Consider the following 15,319-nt stretch of genomic DNA (forward strand, 5'->3'; position numbering starts at 1 on the left):
TAATGTTAATGGCGTCGAGACTCGATGAGGGTAACGCAAAATAGCGACCCATAGGGCTAATTAAACCAAGTTTAATCTCACCCTATGAGCTTAGTCGGATTAATCTTCTTCGAACTGCGGACCGGCGTAGTTATCGAAACGGGAGAACTGGCCCTGGAAGGTCAAACGTACCCGGCCGATGGGGCCGTTACGCTGCTTACCTATGATGATCTCCGCGGTGCCCTTATCTTCGGAGTCGTCGTTATACACCTCATCACGATAAATAAACATGATCAAATCCGCATCCTGCTCAATAGAGCCAGATTCACGCAAGTCGGAGTTTACCGGGCGCTTGTCGGCGCGTTGCTCCAGAGAGCGGTTGAGCTGCGACAGGGCGATCACCGGGATCTCGAGTTCTTTCGCCAGCGCCTTGAGCGAGCGGGAGATCTCGGCGATCTCCAGGGTACGGTTATCGGACAGAGCGGGTACCTGCATCAGCTGAAGGTAATCGATCATGATCATCGACAGACCGCCATATTCGCGGGCGATACGTCTGGCGCGGCTGCGCACCTCGGTCGGTGTCAGGCCCGAGCCATCGTCGATATACATCTTGCCCTGCTCCAGCATGATCCCCATGGTGGAGGAGACACGCGCCCAATCGTCATCGTCGAGCTGACCCGTACGTATCTTGGTCTGATCCACCCGGCCCAGAGAAGCCAGCATACGCATCATGATCTGCTCCGAGGGCATCTCCAAGCTGAAGATGAGCACTGGCTTGTCTTCGTGCAGCGCCGCCTGTTCACACAGGTTCATGGCGAAGGTGGTCTTACCCATAGAGGGACGCGCCGCGACGATAATCAAGTCGCCCGACTGGAAACCCGCGGTCATGCGGTCGAGATCGTTGAAGCCGCTGGACACCCCGGTCACACCGTTGTGAGGGTTATTGTACAGCTCCTCGATCTTATCCACCGTCTTCTCGAGGATGGTCTTGATCCCCTCGGGGCCCTCGTTGGCGTTAGCGCGCTGCTCGGCGATCTTAAATACCTTGCTCTCGGCCAGATCCAGCAGTTCGCTGGAGTTACGCCCCTCGGGGTTAAAGCCGGCATCGGCGATCTCGTTGGCTACCTTGATCATCTCACGCACCACGGCGCGCTCGCGCACGATGGCGGCGTAGGAGAGAATGTTGCCCGCGCTCGGGGTGTTCTTGGCGATCTCGCCCAAATAGGCGAAACCACCGGCATCTTCTAAGTTGTCTTCCAGCTCAAGCTGTTCGGAGACGGTGATCAGATCGATCGGCTGACCCGCGGCCACCAGGGCCTCCATGGCGGTAAAGATCATCTTGTGGGAGCGGGAGTAGAAGTCATCCTTCACCACGGCCTCGGCCACCTTATCCCAGGCATCTGAATCCAACATCAAGCCACCGAGCACAGACTGCTCGGCCTCAATCGAATGGGGCGGCATCTTCAATGCATCGATCTGTATATCTCTAGGCTTTTTCTTAGCCTGAAATCCACCTTGCTGTGACATTAACTCTCCAAATTTCCAACGATTAGGCAAAATATGATATAAAACCCGGGTCAAGCAGAAACAGGCCTCTTACCTGTTCGTCCTACAAACTTACACATAATAATTAAGGAATAAACATGCGCAAAGCATTGGTTGCAGCCTTAATGCTGTCATCTGGCGTAGTGATTGCCGATGAAGGGCAATGGCAACCGTATCAAATGCCTTCGATCGCCGACAAGCTGAGCGAACGCGGTATCCAAATTCCAGCAAAACAACTCGCCGATCTGACCCAATATCCGATGAATGCAGTTGTCGGACTAGGGTATTGTACCGCCAGTTTCGTGTCCCCCCAAGGGTTAGTTGTAACGAATCACCACTGTGCCTACCGCGCAATTCAATACAACAGCAAGAAAGAGCACAACTACATCGCCGATGGCTTCCTGGCGCGCAAACAAGCGGACGAACCTTCTGCCGGCCCTAACGAACGTCTCTACATCACAGAGGCGGTCACCAACGTGAGTGAACAGGTCACCAAAGAGCTCAGCGACGACCCGTTGAAACGCTATGAAGAGATCCAGGCCAACCGTAAGGCACTGATCAAAGAGTGTGAGAGCGACGACAACTATCGCTGCTCGGTGCGCAGCTTCCATAACGGTCTGGAATACTACCTGATCAAGCAGCTGATCATTCGCGACGTGCGCTTGGTGTACGCGCCACCTAAGAGCGTCGGCTCCTTCGGCGGCGATATCGACAACTACGAATACCCACGCCACTCGGGCGACTTCACCTTCCTGCGCGCCTATGTGGGCAAGGATGGCAAGCCAGCGGCCTACTCGCCTGACAACGTGCCCTTCAAGCCTAAGAGCTACCTGAAGATCAACGCCGATGGCGTCAAGGCTGGCGACGGTGTGTTCGTGGCCGGTTACCCGGGCTCGACCAGCCGCTACCGCCTCACCAGCGAGCTGAAGTTCGCCAGCGACTGGCTCTACCCTACCCTGGCCAAGCGTTATCAGCAGCGCATCGACACCATAGAAGCCATGGGTGCACAGGACGCAGGCGTTAAGATCAAGTACGCAGGCACGCTGGCCTCTATGGCCAACCGCATGAAGAAATATAACGGTCTGCTCGACGGCTTCAAGGCCACCGATATCGCCGGCATCAAGCAGGGTCGTGAGGATGACTTCCGCAAGTGGCTAAGCACTGACAGCCAATACCAGAGCTATCAGGCCAAGTTTGACCAGCTGGAGACTCTGCTAGTGGAGCAGCGCCAGGCGCAGCAGACGCGCTACTTCTTCGAGAACGCCCAATCGAGCGACCTGCTCTCTGCAGCCAACCGCCTCTACCGTCTGGCCAAAGAGAAGACCAAGCCAGATGCCGAGCGTGAAGAGGGCTACCAGGAGCGCGACATGAAGATGTTCAAGGCGCGCCTCAAGCGTATCGACTCAAGCTTCGCCATCAGCGTCGACAAGACCCTATGGATGCAAGATCTCGACGCCTATCTGGCCCAGGACAACCGCGTGCCTGAGCTAGACGCCATGCTGAAATCGGACGATGCAGAGGTGAGCCTGAGTGACAAGCTGGATGGCCTCTACTCGCTGACCGGCCTCACCAACCAGGATGAGCGTCTGGCCTGGATGGACGCCGATGTGAAGGCGTTTGAAACCAGCGCCGATCCTTTCATCCGCATCGCCGTGGCCCTGTACGACACCAACCTAGCCCAGGAAAAAGCCAAGAAGACCCTGGCCGGAAAGCTGTCTAAGGCACGTCCTGGCTACATGGAAGCCGTGATCGCCTACTACAAGGCCAACAACTGGCCGGTATACCCAGATGCCAACGGCACCCTGCGTATCACCTACGGCATGGTGGATGGTTACCAGTCGAAAGATGCCCTCTACAAGCAGCCATTCACCCGTCTGGAAGGCATAGTCGCCAAGCACACGGGCGTCGAGCCGTTCGATGCACCTCAAAAGGTACTGGATGCCATCAAGGCCAAGCGTTACGGCAGCCACAAGGTCGAGTCTGTCTATCAAGACCCAGCCTCTTGGCTGTGCCGCCTCTTCTCTTGCCTGGATAAGCCGGAAAGCTTCGGCTCTGTGCCGGTGAACTTCCTCTCAAGTGTCGACACTACAGGTGGTAACTCGGGCTCTCCTGTGTTTAACGGCAAGGGCGAACTGGTGGGGCTAAACTTCGACTCTACCTATGAGGCCATCACCAAAGACTGGTTCTTCAACCCGACCATCACCCGCGCGGTGCATGTGGATTTCCGCTACATTCTGTGGATGATGGATGAGGTGGATCACGCCGACAACCTGATGGGCGAGCTGGAACTAGTCAGAAACTAGTCAGAAACTACTCCTACGTCAGAGCGTTTACCCAATCGACAAATACCCGGCCTCGCCGGGTATTTTTTTACTTGTCGCTAACTCGGCAGTGGCATAGGTTAATAAGATGGACATCAAGATGAGGCATAGGATGAGCAGCCCATTAGGCGGATTTTATCTCGCGGCCCAACAACGAAGAATACAAGCCCTGCAGCGCCAGCGCAGCACACCTAAGTGCCGCCTCAACGTCACCCTCACAGGCGACGACCGACCGCTTATTGCCCACTGCCTCGCCCTCAAGCCAGGCGTGAGTGAACTTGGCAATCAAACAGTGAATATCCGGCTTTGCGCAAGCTTCACCCCGACGGGCCTGCTTAAGGTGGTGAGTGACATCTACCTATGCGCAGCGGATGAACCTCGCCATATCGGCACGCAAGAACTCTATCTAAGCCCGAATGACCCCGTGACTAGCCTGGTAGCAGGCAACCCTCACTATCGGCTAACGCTGATGGCCACTCAGATAGCACAGGATCATACCAAGCCGAATAGCGGCGAGAGCAGCTAGCGGTTATTTCAGGCATAAAAAAACACCGCACTAATCAGATTAGCGCGGTGTTTCTTTTAATCGTTTAAAACTGTGTATTAGTCTTCTGCAACAACAGAAAGCTTAACAACAGCCTTAACTTCAGCGTGAAGCTGAACGTCGATTTCGAATTCACCAGTAGCGCGGATAGCACCTAGTGGAAGACGAACTTCGCTCTTAGCCAGTTCAACGCCAGCAGCAGTTACTGCATCAGCGATGTCACGGTTACCGATTGAACCGAACAGCTTGCCTTCGTCGCCCGCTTTAGAAGCGATAACAACAGCTTCAAGAGCAGCCAGCTTCTCAGCGCGCTCAGTAGCAGTTGCTAGTTCAGCAGCTAGCTTAGCTTCTAGTTCAGCACGACGTGCTTCGAATACTTCAGTGTTAGCAGCGTTAGCAACTACCGCTTTACCTTGAGGTAAAAGGAAGTTACGAGCATAACCAGCTTTAACTGACACTTGGTCACCCAGGTTGCCTAGGTTAGCGATTTTATCAAGTAGAATAACGTTCATTATTAATTCCTCTAAATTGATGCGCTATTACTGATGTAGATCAGTGTAAGGCAGTAGAGAAAGATAACGAGCACGCTTGATAGCGCGAGCCAGTTGACGTTGGTATTTAGCGTTTGTACCAGTGATACGGCTAGGAACAATTTTACCACTTTCAGTGATGTAGTTCTTTAGAGTAGCGATATCTTTGTAATCGATCTCAGTAACGCCTTCTGCAGTGAAACGGCAGAACTTGCGACGACGGAAATAACGTGCCATTTTGACAGTCTCCTAAGTTTTCAATTCGACATTTTCAGCGTGTAATACCAGGCGGTTTTGACCATTGCGTCCTCTCTGGAGGGCGATGAAACCTTTGACCTCAATATCCACACCGGTTTTCAGTTTGTCTGTGATGCTGTTAAAGCGTTCGCCACTTAATATCACTTGCATCTGGCAGTATACGTTTCTCAGCATCTCTGCTTCATAAACCTGCGATTTGTGTTCCAGCATGACCACACAATGTGGGATGCCTGCCGGGCTACTAAAGCTTCTGGACCGAGTTATGGTTCCAGATAACACCAAGTGATTGGTGGCCACAAATAAACTTACTCTGCTGCGTTTTCAGCGGCTTCTTCAGATACTTCAGCTTCTACAGCTGAACGCTCTTCGCTAGAACGACGTGCTTCACGCTCGTCTTTCGCTTTAGCCATTGGAGAAGCTTCGGTGATGGCACCCTTGGTACGCATAACCATGCTACGAAGAACAGCGTCGTTGAAACGGAAAGCTGTTTCTAGCTCTTCAACCGATTCTGCAGTCGCTTCTACGTTCATCAGAACATAGTGAGCTTTATGCAGTTCGATGATTGGGTAAGCCAGTTGACGACGGCCCCAGTCTTCTAAACGGTGGATTTGACCGCCAGCTTGGGTAAGGATACCCGTGTAACGTTCGATCATACCTGGCACTTGTTCACTCTGATCAGGGTGAACTAAAAATACGATTTCATAATGACGCATTTTTTGCTCCTTACGGTTATCTAGCCTCGTTGTTGGCTCAGTCAGACCAAATGGAGGCAAGGAACTAAATAAAGTGACTGAATTAAGCCGCGGAATAGTACATGGTCACACCTCAAAACTCAAGCAATATCTTTCGTGATTCACTTTGCCCATCGCCCGGTGAAACGGTATGATAGTCCGCTGTCATTTTTGTGTTCTAGACGCGTGCAAAAAATAAAAATAATGTTAAGAGCAACAAGTTTATTTATCACACTCGGCCTCAGCCACAGCGCCTGGGCATTGGTGCCCCCGGACTATCAGGAACCCCCCAGCGACTTCTCTGCCGAGATAGAGGCCGGCCTGCAGATCAACACGGGTAACACAGAATCCAGCAGCTTCAACGGCCGCACCAAACTCGTCTACGACACAGACAAGTTTCGTCAGGAAGGGGTCTTCAAGGCCTACTTCGCCTCCGACTCGGAAAAAACCACCTCGGAGAAGTACGATGTCCAGCTCCAATCGAGCTACAAGATCTACTCAGGCTATATCTTCGCCCGCGGTGATTTCACCGAAGACAGATTTGGTAGTTATACCCGCATCTCCACAGTGTCGACCGGTTATGGTTTCGACGCCATCAGCGGCGACAGCACTAAGCTGAGTCTCGAAGTCGGTCCAGGTTATCGATACAACCTGCCCCAGGTGAGTGAGTCAGTGCCCGACCCCGAGGCCGACCGCGAGATCATTCTGCGTACCGCCGCCAAGTTCGAGCAGAAAATCCACGAATACACCAGCTTCAACGCCGACCTCACCGCCGAGACCGGCGAGGCCAACAATACCGTCACCCTGGATATGAGTTACAAGAACACACTATTCCAGGACTGGGCGTTTAAAATCGGCATGAACATCAAGTACACGGAAGTGGTACCAGAAGGGTCGAAGCAAACAGATACAGTCACTACCTTTAATCTGCTGTACACCTTTAAGTAAGGTTTGCGAACCTTGATGGGCGCAAGGTTTCAATGCTGCCTATATTAGGTGAAGCGCCGCTTCAATGGTCTTTGCTTTTAGCCGAATTGAAATTTGAAAGGGTGCTTTGAACCATGGCTTCTTGGTGTACTTATCACCTGCGGTGGGCTCATGTGCAGGTACTGCTGAGGCTCGCTGTAAACCCGTCCCTGGGCGCTCTACGATTTCATCCCTGAAATCGAAGGCCTCAGCCGCACCTACACAGAGTTATTCATCTCTTCGATTTGACGTTACTGATATCCGTCGGTTTTCAATTCTTAAGGTCAAACAAACTTCGCTATTCGAGAGGGGGCTTTGAACCATGGCTTCTTGGTATACTTATCACCTGCGGTGGGCTCATGTGCAGATACGCCTGTGAGACGGTGAGTGAAGCGTAGCTTCGTGCTCACGAACGAGAGGCATGGATGCCGAACTGGCCTTCAAACACGTACGTTGTTTGAATATATCCCTTTAGGCTCTGCCGAAACATCTGAAGTGAATGGATTCACAAATGCCGCGGTGACATGGATGTCAAAGAGCGGCCCTGTTTCGGAAGCTCACCGGCGTATCTGCACTAGTTATCCAACGCCTCTTCGATTTGACGTTATTGTCATGACCCTAACAATCAAAAGCTAAGTTATTATTGGACAGAAACGCGTAAGAGTATTTGATCAGTAACTTCCGCATTACGGGCAAAAATACGTAGGCAATAATAACGAGCGAAGCGAGGGATCCTACGTGTTTTGCTCCTTAGCGAGCGCAGCGAATGTTTATGCGCTTGTTAGGCTCATTTGAATCTTTTTTCGATATTTACAATTGCTGCTTCCGCTGTAGCTGGTAAAAGCAAAAGCCATTTGTGTTCATATTTTTTAAGCTTTTGAACCACCTCTTGAGAAAGGTATTGACCATTGATATTTAAACCTAATTTGTAAATGACGTATGCGGTTTCGCCTTTTAAAGTCGTAGAAATAATTTCAAAGTCCGCATCTTTCATCATTGCGATCAACTCTGGAGCTTGAGCGGCGACTCCGTCATTTAGTCTTTTAAATGCTTCCTTATTTGTTAAAGCCAAATAGTCAGAAAAGTCCTTGAGTGATAGCAATGGCATCAATTCTTTCTTGGCTTGTTCAGCTTTTGCTCCCTGAAGAGCACTATCAAATGATGCTCTAAATCTTTCTAATGCGAGTGGATGCATTAGAGAAGCCATTTGCAGAGTGTCGTAGTCGCGAACTGCATCAATATAAGTTGCCATGACACTTTCTATATCAGCCTCGACATCTGCAACTGAGTTCGCAGAGAATAACAGGATAAAAGCAAGGAAATACCGTTTATAAAATTTGTCCATTCAATCCTCAATGTGTCTGAGCCAAACGCCCGCATAAGGGGCTGATAGTGCTTGGCTATACTTGTGCAGCGAAGCGGAACCGAGCCAAGCGTTAGCAGTCCCATCACTTAATGCGCTTGTTAGCTGAATATTTATACCAAACCCGAATCTTGGTTAATTACTAAACCACCAACAATTAATAACATAAAACCAGGTATAGCATGACAAAACAATGCAGGCACTTGTTTTACATGTTGTAATTTAGGAATGAAAAAGTAAGGATCTAGCTTTTGAGTTTTTTTATAGATAGGCAGCAAAATTGGTTTAAACCAAGAATTAAAGTAAAAACCAAATACAGCAATTAATTGGACTTCTAAAAGCATTAAAAACAGATCAAGACCTATTGCATCAATAAACATTGCAAGTCCAACTAGTTCTGAATTAACGAGTAAAAAGCCAATAAAAACCAAAGTGAATAATTTCCACATCCATTTTTTTAACACTAGACTCTCCTTGTTCAGCTAACGCTTATTAGCGAGAATGCCGCCCATGTAAATCACTTCCTACTAATGTACATCGCGGCAATTTTTTTAAACATCTGAAATTTATATCAATAACAGCATTACATAACAAGGAGAAAATAAGCTGCGGAAAACAAAGCGAGACTTGGCTTATTTGAGAGAAAGGGCGAGACCTCCACCACTCCCTATTAAATGGCTGATGCTCAGTTTTTTACTAAATTTAATCAATTAGTTACGAATTTTAAAAAAACAAAGCGAGAATCGCAAGATACATAGTAGGAAGCGAAAGGGGCGCTTTTTTGCAAAACCCCATTATACCTGTATAGATGCGCAGTCTAGCGAGTAGAGATTGGCAAACTGCCGAACACTCATTTAGTCCTCCTACTCACATCAAATGAAGCCAAATCGAAGAGACGTTGGATACAGCGTGCAGATACGGCTGTGACCTTCGGTTTCAGGGATGAAACCGTAGAGCGGCCAGGGATGGCGCACAGCGAGTCACAGACGTATCTGCACATCCCCCCGCCGGGCAGGCGATAAAGGTAAGACCTTCAACCCATTTAATTAATGATCATGTCGCCAAATGAAAACCAAGCAAACTATAGAAATGCCAAATCTTCATTCCAAGGCCAACACGCAATGGGGCATAAATAAGCTAGCTAATTAACTCCTAGAGCGCACCCATTCGGTCAAATCGAAGAGACGATTAGATACGGGTGTAAGCACGCTTTTGGCTCTCGGCGGCATGGACGCCGCCGTGAAGCGTATAGGGATATATTCACAGCGTGCCAAAAGAGTGCTTGCACATCCCTCGCCGGGCAGGCGATTGGTAACAGCGAAGGTATGAACTTTAATACTTTCAATAAGCAAACATACAGCCAGACGTTACACACAAAGGAAAACTATCTGATTCCGCATCGGATACAAAAATGCCGATGAAGTCTCCCTCATCGGCATTCATCAACCTTGAGTCAGCAACTCAAAATTCAACGATCGAATTCCCGATCACCCCAACCTTTGGCGAACCGCCTCGAACAAACAGATCCCTGTGGCCACAGAGACGTTGAGGCTAGAGACGCTCCCCGCCATCGGGATAGAGGCCAGCGAGTCGCAGCTCTCGCGAGTCAGGCGACGCAGGCCCTTGTCTTCGGCGCCCATGGCGATGGCGATAGGGCCTTTCAGGTCGGCCTTGTAGAGGTCGTGCTCAGCTTCGCCGGCGGCGCCAACGATCCACACGCCCTTCTCTTGCAGGGCCTTCATGGTACGCGCCAGGTTAGTCACCTGAAACAGGGGCACCACTTCGGCGGCGCCACAGGCAACCTTGCTAACGGTTGGCGTGAGGCCAACCGAATTGTCGCGCGGCACGATAACCCCATGTACCCCGGCGGCGTCGGCGTTACGCAGACAGGCGCCCAGGTTGTGAGGGTCGGTTACGCCATCGAGGATCAACAGAAACGGCGTCTCTGTCTTATCCAGTAGCGCCAGCAGATCGTTATCATTGAGTTGCTTGGCAGGCTTAGCGCGTACCAGCACGCCTTGGTGCTGACTGCTACCGGCCTTGTCGTCCAGCGCCTTGCGTGAGGCCTGCTGTACCGAGACGCCATATTCGGCGGCCATAGCGATCAGCGGCATCAGACGCTGATCGTCGCGCCCCTGCAACACCCACATCTCGATCACCCGCTCAGGGCTGTTTTTTAGCAAGGCCTCAACGGCGTGGATGCCGAAGGTGAAATCTTGTTTCTTCATCTAATTTGAGTCTCTTATTTCTTACTGCTGCGCTTCTTCACGCTCTTACGTTTCTTGGCGCCTGGCTTGGCCGATGACTTCTTCGCCCCGGCCTTCGACTTGCTCGCGCCCGCCTTACCGGCTCCCGACTTACCTGCTCCGGGCTTACTTGTCCCAGGTTTAGCATCGCTGCGTCTGGCGGAGCGGCGCTTACCGCTCGGCTTGTCATCTTCTTTACCCTTGCGCGCCATCTTGGCACCCTCGAGGTTGACCCGCTCGCGGGCGGTCAGTGGCTTCTTGGCGCGGCGGGGGCGCGACGTCTTACCATCGTCGCCCACCATCATGAGATCGATCTGGCGATCGTCCAGGTTGACCGCGGCCACCTTGACGGTAACTGGGTCGCCTATCTGATACACCTGGCCCGAGGCCTCGCCCACCAGGCGCTGACGCATATTATCATAGTGATAATAGTCGCCACCCAGGGTGGAGATATGCACCAGACCATCGATGAAAAGATCGCTCAGACGGACAAACATGCCAAAGTGAGTCACAGAGGCGATCACCGCCTCGAAAGTATCGCCCACATGGTCACGCATAAACTCACACTTTAGCCAGTCGCTGACATCGCGGGTCGCCTCGTCGGCGCGCCGCTCTGTGTTGGAACACTCCTCGCCCAGCAGATCCAGCTCTTCGATCTGGTAGTGATAGCCGCCATCTGGCGTCCACTTGTCGCTGGCCTCACCACGTTCCTTCGCCAACAGGTAACGGATCACCCTATGGAGGATGAGGTCCGGGTAGCGGCGAATCGGCGAGGTAAAGTGAGAGTACTCCTCCAGTGCCAGGCCGAAGTGGCCCTCGTTATCCGGGGTGTAGGTTGCCTGACGCATGGAGCGCAGCAACATCACCTGGATCAGCTCGGCATCGGGTCTGTCGACCACCTGTTCCATCAAGGCCTGATAGTCGGCCGGCTCAGGCTCTAGGCCACCGCCCATCGACAGGCCGCGCTCCTTGAGGAAGTCCTTGAAGTTGGTCAGCTTCTGCTCAGACGGCGCCTCATGCACCCGGTAGAGCACCTCGCCCTTATGCTTCTTCACAAACTTGGCCGCCGCCACGTTGGCCAGGATCATGCACTCTTCGATGATCTTATGGGCCTGGTTACGGGTGCGCGGCTCGATGCGCTCGATCTTACGATCGGCGTTGAAGATAAACTGGGTTTCCGTGGTCTCAAAGGCGATGGCACCGCGCTGGGCACGGGTATCGTCCAAGGTCAGGTAGAGCGACTGCAGGGTCTGCAAATGCGGGAAGAGTGGCTTGAGCTCATCGCTCACCTCGCCGCCCTCGAGCATCTCCGCCACCTGGGTATAGGTGAGGCGCGCGTGGGAGTGCATCACCGCCGGGTAAAACTTGTAACCCGACAGCTTGCCCGCCGCCGAGATGGTCATCTCGGCCACCATACAGAGGCGGTCGACCCCAGGGTTGAGGGAGCAGAGGCCGTTAGACAGCTTCTCCGGCAACATGGGGATAACCTGAGACGGGAAGTAGACGGAGTTACCGCGGGCGCGGGCCTCTTTGTCCAGCGCCGACTCGGTGCGCACATAATGACTCACGTCGGCGATGGCGACCCACAGGCGCCAGCCGCCGCTCTTCTTGGTCTCGGCGTACACGGCATCGTCGAAGTCGCGCGCATCTTCACCGTCTATGGTAACCAAAGGTAGCTTGCGCAGATCGACTCTGCCCAGCTTATCCTCTTCGGTCACCTCATCGGGGATCTTACGCAGCTTCTTCTCGATCAGGCTCGACCAGGTATGGGGCAGATCATAGTTGCGCAGGGCAATCTCTATCTCCATGCCAGGCGCCATCTCTTTACCCAGTACCTCGGTGACCTTACCCGCCGCCTTCATGTAGCGGCCTGGGCGGCGTGTCAGCTCGATCACCACCACATCGCCCTGACGAGCGCCATTGCGATCGTCGTCGGGGATCAGGATCTCCTGGGTGATGCGCTTGTCGTCGGTGATGACAAAGGCCATGCCGGAATCCAGATGGAAACGCCCCACCAGAGGCGCGGTGCGCTCATGGGTCAGACGGACGATGCGGGCCTCGCGGCGCCCCTTGCGATCGACGCCTGCCTTCTGCGCCAATACCTTGTCGCCGTGAAAATACATCAGCATGTCACGGTTGTTGATGAAGAGGTCGTCGCCGCCCTCATCGAGCTTGAGGAAGCCGAAGCCATCCTTGTGCCCCAGAACGGTGCCGCTGAGCAGATCCATACGCTCGGGCAGACCATAGGCCTGACCACGGGTAAAGACCAGCTCGCCGTCTCGCTCCATGGCTCTGAGGCGTCGGCGCAAGGCTTCGAGCTGCTCTTCGTCGCTTATGTTCAGCGCCTGGGCGATTTTCTCGCGATTGAGGGGTGATTGCTGTGAGCGTAAGTAATCTAAAATATACTCACGACTAGGAATGGGGTTGTCGTACTTCTCTTGTTCACGCTTTAAATGCGGATCTTTGATCATTCATTATCCATAAATTTTGCCCAGGCTCTCCTGCTGTTGCTAAGGGGCTTAGGGCGTTTACCGGGATCTCAGGTGCGCCTGCTTAGCCCTCTCAACTGCACTTGCGGGCATCTTTGCTTCCAGCACCATCAATAATTTCAGGGCTTCCTGTTTGGTCGCCTCATCACTAAATACATCGTTGTATAGCCAGTGGTAACCCATCTCATAGTCTCTGGGGCTACCATAGCCTTCGCCAAACAATCTGACCAGCATCATGCGCGCAGGCAGATCGCCACTGGCGGCAGCGGGCAGTGTATATTGCACCGCACGCTCCTTATCTTGGATCACGAACTTACCATCATGGTAATATTCGGCGATCCTGACCATGGCCTCGGCGCTCCCCTGCTCTGCGGCGTCGCGTAGCATGGAGATCCCCCGTGGCGGATTGGCCTTGACGCAGATGCCATAGTTCAGCATCTCCGCCCATAAATATTGGTACAGCGGCTGCTTCAATACCTCGGCGCGGGCCTCGATATCTTGCACCAGCTGACAGTCGTCTCCCTTCACGCGGGTCAGGTAAGACTTGTCGCGGATCATCTCGACAAGCTGCTCTTGGCTGTAGATGTTGACCGCCTTGAGCTCCGCCTTCTTATCGGCAGACTTGTTATCGCTAGCCTTAACGGCTTGTGCCTCGGCTTGTACTTGGGTTTGGGCCAGCGTCGATAGACAGGCCAGCAAAATAACGCATACTAATCTCGTCATCACTCTTGCCTTAACTCCTACCTTAACTCTTACATTAACTGTTACGTTAGTTAAGGTCTCTAGATTGATCTCACGCCTTATCTCTATGACAGACTTAGGCAGTATACCTTATCTTATCGGCCGCTGCGGCGTTAGCTTAAAAAGCGATTACACGCTTATCGCTAATCTAGCCTATTTGGCTGAGCTTATGCTAACCAGGCTCGCTTTCGCTACTCTAGGCTAGACCCTAAAAATAAAAAGGCCGCTTAACGCGGCCCTTATGATTAACTGAACGGATTCACTAGAATCATGGTCTCGTTTCTGTCGGGACCCGTTGAGATAATGTCGACTGGCGTTTCCAGTAGCTCTTCGATTCGCTTGATATAGTCGAGCGCTGCCTGTGGCAGTTGATCGATAGAGGTCGCACCGAAGGTGCTTTCGCTCCAACCAGGCATAGTCTCGAGCACAGGTGTTACCTGCTCGTAGCCTTCGGCTGCCAGCGGAGTTACGGTAGAGATGCTGCCATCTGGGTACTGATAACCCACACATAGCTTCACTTCTTTCAAGCCGTCGAGTACGTCGAGCTTAGTCAAGCAGAAACCGCTGATGCTGTTGATCTGAACCGCGCGCTTCATGGCAACGATATCTAACCAACCTGGACGACGCTTACGACCTGTGGTCGCACCAAACTCTTGACCCTTAGTACCTAAGTGATCACCGATCTCGTCACGCAGTTCAGTTGGGAAAGGACCCGCACCCACACGTGTGGTGTATGCCTTGATGATACCGCAGACATAATCCAGATGACGTGGACCGAAACCTGAACCTGTTGCTACACCACCGGCAGTCGTGTTTGAAGAGGTTACGAATGGATAAGTACCGTGGTCGATATCCAGTAACGTGCCCTGAGCGCCTTCGAACAAAATGTTGTCGCCATTCTTACGAGCCTGATCCAGCAGCTCAGTAACATCGGTACACATGCTCTTCAGATAGTCGGCGATAGCCAACGCATCTTTTAGCGTGGTCTCGTAATCAACCGCTTCGCAACCATAGTATTCGGTCAACATGAAGTTGTGATATGCCATCACTTCCTTCAGTTTCTCGGCGAACAGTTCTGCATTAAACAGATCGCCAACGCGAAGACCGCGACGAGAGATCTTATCTTCATAAGCAGGACCGATACCACGACCCGTTGTACCAATAGCTTTGTTACCGCGTGCTTTTTCACGTGCGATATCTAAGGCACAATGGAAAGGAAGGATTAACGGACACGCTTCGGAGATAAGCAGACGCTCCTCTACAGGGACGCCACGCTCTTTAAGCATGTTGATCTCTTTCATCAGTGCGTCGGGCGCAAGCACAACACCATTACCGATAATGCATTTTACATTATCGCGTAAAATCCCTGATGGAATAAGATGAAGAACGGTTTTGTCACCATCGATAACAAGTGTATGACCAGCATTGTGGCCACCTTGATAACGAACGACATATTTGGCCTGTTCGGTAAGTAGATCGACTATCTTACCCTTTCCTTCGTCACCCCATTGGGTGCCGAGAACTACAACGTTTTTGCCCATTATTTGCTGCAAGGTAGTGGTTAAAACGGGATTTTAGCAGATCTTGGGGGGGAAGTGGCAAGTAA

At 52.1% G+C, this 15,319-nt stretch carries 13 protein-coding genes and 1 pseudogene; 3 read left to right on the plus strand and 11 right to left on the minus strand.

Annotated features, from left to right (window positions below; genetic code table 11):
* Positions 1 to 99 precede the first annotated feature (99 nt).
* On the minus strand, positions 100 to 1,506 hold the full coding sequence (gene dnaB, locus SHEW_RS16965) for a replicative DNA helicase (protein WP_011867074.1): 1,407 nt from the start codon (positions 1,504 to 1,506) through the stop codon (positions 100 to 102).
* A gap of 116 nt (positions 1,507 to 1,622) precedes the next feature.
* Here dnaB and SHEW_RS16970 point away from each other — a divergent pair, with 116 nt between their 5' ends.
* Positions 1,623 to 3,827: a S46 family peptidase gene (locus SHEW_RS16970; RefSeq protein WP_011867075.1), complete on the plus strand. Its 2,205-nt coding sequence runs from the start codon at positions 1,623 to 1,625 to the stop codon at positions 3,825 to 3,827.
* Between the two features lie 130 nt (positions 3,828 to 3,957).
* Positions 3,958 to 4,371 carry a hypothetical protein gene (locus tag SHEW_RS16975; RefSeq protein WP_150099982.1) on the plus strand — a complete coding sequence of 138 codons (414 nt, stop codon included), beginning with the start codon at positions 3,958 to 3,960 and terminating at the stop codon, positions 4,369 to 4,371.
* Positions 4,372 to 4,448: 77 nt separating this feature from the next.
* Here the strand turns inward: SHEW_RS16975 and rplI are convergent, their stop codons facing one another.
* The 4 genes from rplI to rpsF are packed head-to-tail and all read right to left on the minus strand — an operon-like array spanning position 4,449 to position 5,890.
* Positions 4,449 to 4,901 (minus strand): 50S ribosomal protein L9, encoded by a 453-nt coding sequence (gene rplI / locus SHEW_RS16980; RefSeq protein WP_011867077.1) that lies wholly within the window; start codon positions 4,899 to 4,901, stop codon positions 4,449 to 4,451.
* A gap of 27 nt (positions 4,902 to 4,928) precedes the next feature.
* Positions 4,929 to 5,156 carry a 30S ribosomal protein S18 gene (gene rpsR, locus SHEW_RS16985; RefSeq protein ID WP_011867078.1) on the minus strand — a complete coding sequence of 76 codons (228 nt, stop codon included), beginning with the start codon at positions 5,154 to 5,156 and terminating at the stop codon, positions 4,929 to 4,931.
* A gap of 12 nt (positions 5,157 to 5,168) precedes the next feature.
* Positions 5,169 to 5,474 (minus strand): primosomal replication protein N, encoded by a 306-nt coding sequence (gene priB / locus SHEW_RS16990; protein WP_041406739.1) that lies wholly within the window; start codon positions 5,472 to 5,474, stop codon positions 5,169 to 5,171.
* A gap of 8 nt (positions 5,475 to 5,482) precedes the next feature.
* The gene (rpsF, locus tag SHEW_RS16995; protein WP_011867080.1) at positions 5,483 to 5,890 is read right to left on the minus strand and encodes a 30S ribosomal protein S6; all 408 of its coding nucleotides are present in this window, start codon (positions 5,888 to 5,890) and stop codon (positions 5,483 to 5,485) included.
* Between the two features lie 222 nt (positions 5,891 to 6,112).
* Here rpsF and SHEW_RS17000 point away from each other — a divergent pair, with 222 nt between their 5' ends.
* The gene (locus tag SHEW_RS17000; RefSeq protein WP_011867081.1) at positions 6,113 to 6,856 is read left to right on the plus strand and encodes a DUF481 domain-containing protein; all 744 of its coding nucleotides are present in this window, start codon (positions 6,113 to 6,115) and stop codon (positions 6,854 to 6,856) included.
* Positions 6,857 to 7,661: 805 nt separating this feature from the next.
* Here the strand turns inward: SHEW_RS17000 and SHEW_RS17005 are convergent.
* The 6 genes and pseudogenes from SHEW_RS17005 to SHEW_RS17030 all read right to left on the minus strand — a co-directional run bounded on the left by SHEW_RS17005 (position 7,662) and on the right by SHEW_RS17030 (position 15,254).
* Positions 7,662 to 8,219, minus strand: a complete 558-nt coding sequence (locus SHEW_RS17005; protein WP_011867082.1) for a hypothetical protein — start codon at positions 8,217 to 8,219, stop codon at positions 7,662 to 7,664.
* A 131-nt stretch (positions 8,220 to 8,350) separates the two neighbouring features.
* Positions 8,351 to 8,701 (minus strand): hypothetical protein, encoded by a 351-nt coding sequence (locus SHEW_RS17010; protein ID WP_223294738.1) that lies wholly within the window; start codon positions 8,699 to 8,701, stop codon positions 8,351 to 8,353.
* Positions 8,702 to 9,724: 1,023 nt separating this feature from the next.
* Positions 9,725 to 10,465 carry a 23S rRNA (guanosine(2251)-2'-O)-methyltransferase RlmB gene (gene rlmB / locus SHEW_RS17015; RefSeq protein WP_011867084.1) on the minus strand — a complete coding sequence of 247 codons (741 nt, stop codon included), beginning with the start codon at positions 10,463 to 10,465 and terminating at the stop codon, positions 9,725 to 9,727.
* A gap of 14 nt (positions 10,466 to 10,479) precedes the next feature.
* On the minus strand, positions 10,480 to 12,954 hold the full coding sequence (rnr, locus tag SHEW_RS17020) for a ribonuclease R (protein WP_011867085.1): 2,475 nt from the start codon (positions 12,952 to 12,954) through the stop codon (positions 10,480 to 10,482).
* 57 nt (positions 12,955 to 13,011) lie between these two features.
* Positions 13,012 to 13,578 (minus strand): annotated as a pseudogene (locus SHEW_RS17025) (tetratricopeptide repeat protein); the annotation flags it as partial.
* Positions 13,579 to 13,958: 380 nt separating this feature from the next.
* On the minus strand, positions 13,959 to 15,254 hold the full coding sequence (locus tag SHEW_RS17030; RefSeq protein ID WP_011867087.1) for an adenylosuccinate synthase: 1,296 nt from the start codon (positions 15,252 to 15,254) through the stop codon (positions 13,959 to 13,961).
* Between the last annotated feature and the right edge of the window lie 65 nt (positions 15,255 to 15,319).

It is taken from the genome of Shewanella loihica PV-4 (assembly GCF_000016065.1).
Classification (GTDB): domain Bacteria; phylum Pseudomonadota; class Gammaproteobacteria; order Enterobacterales; family Shewanellaceae; genus Shewanella; species Shewanella loihica.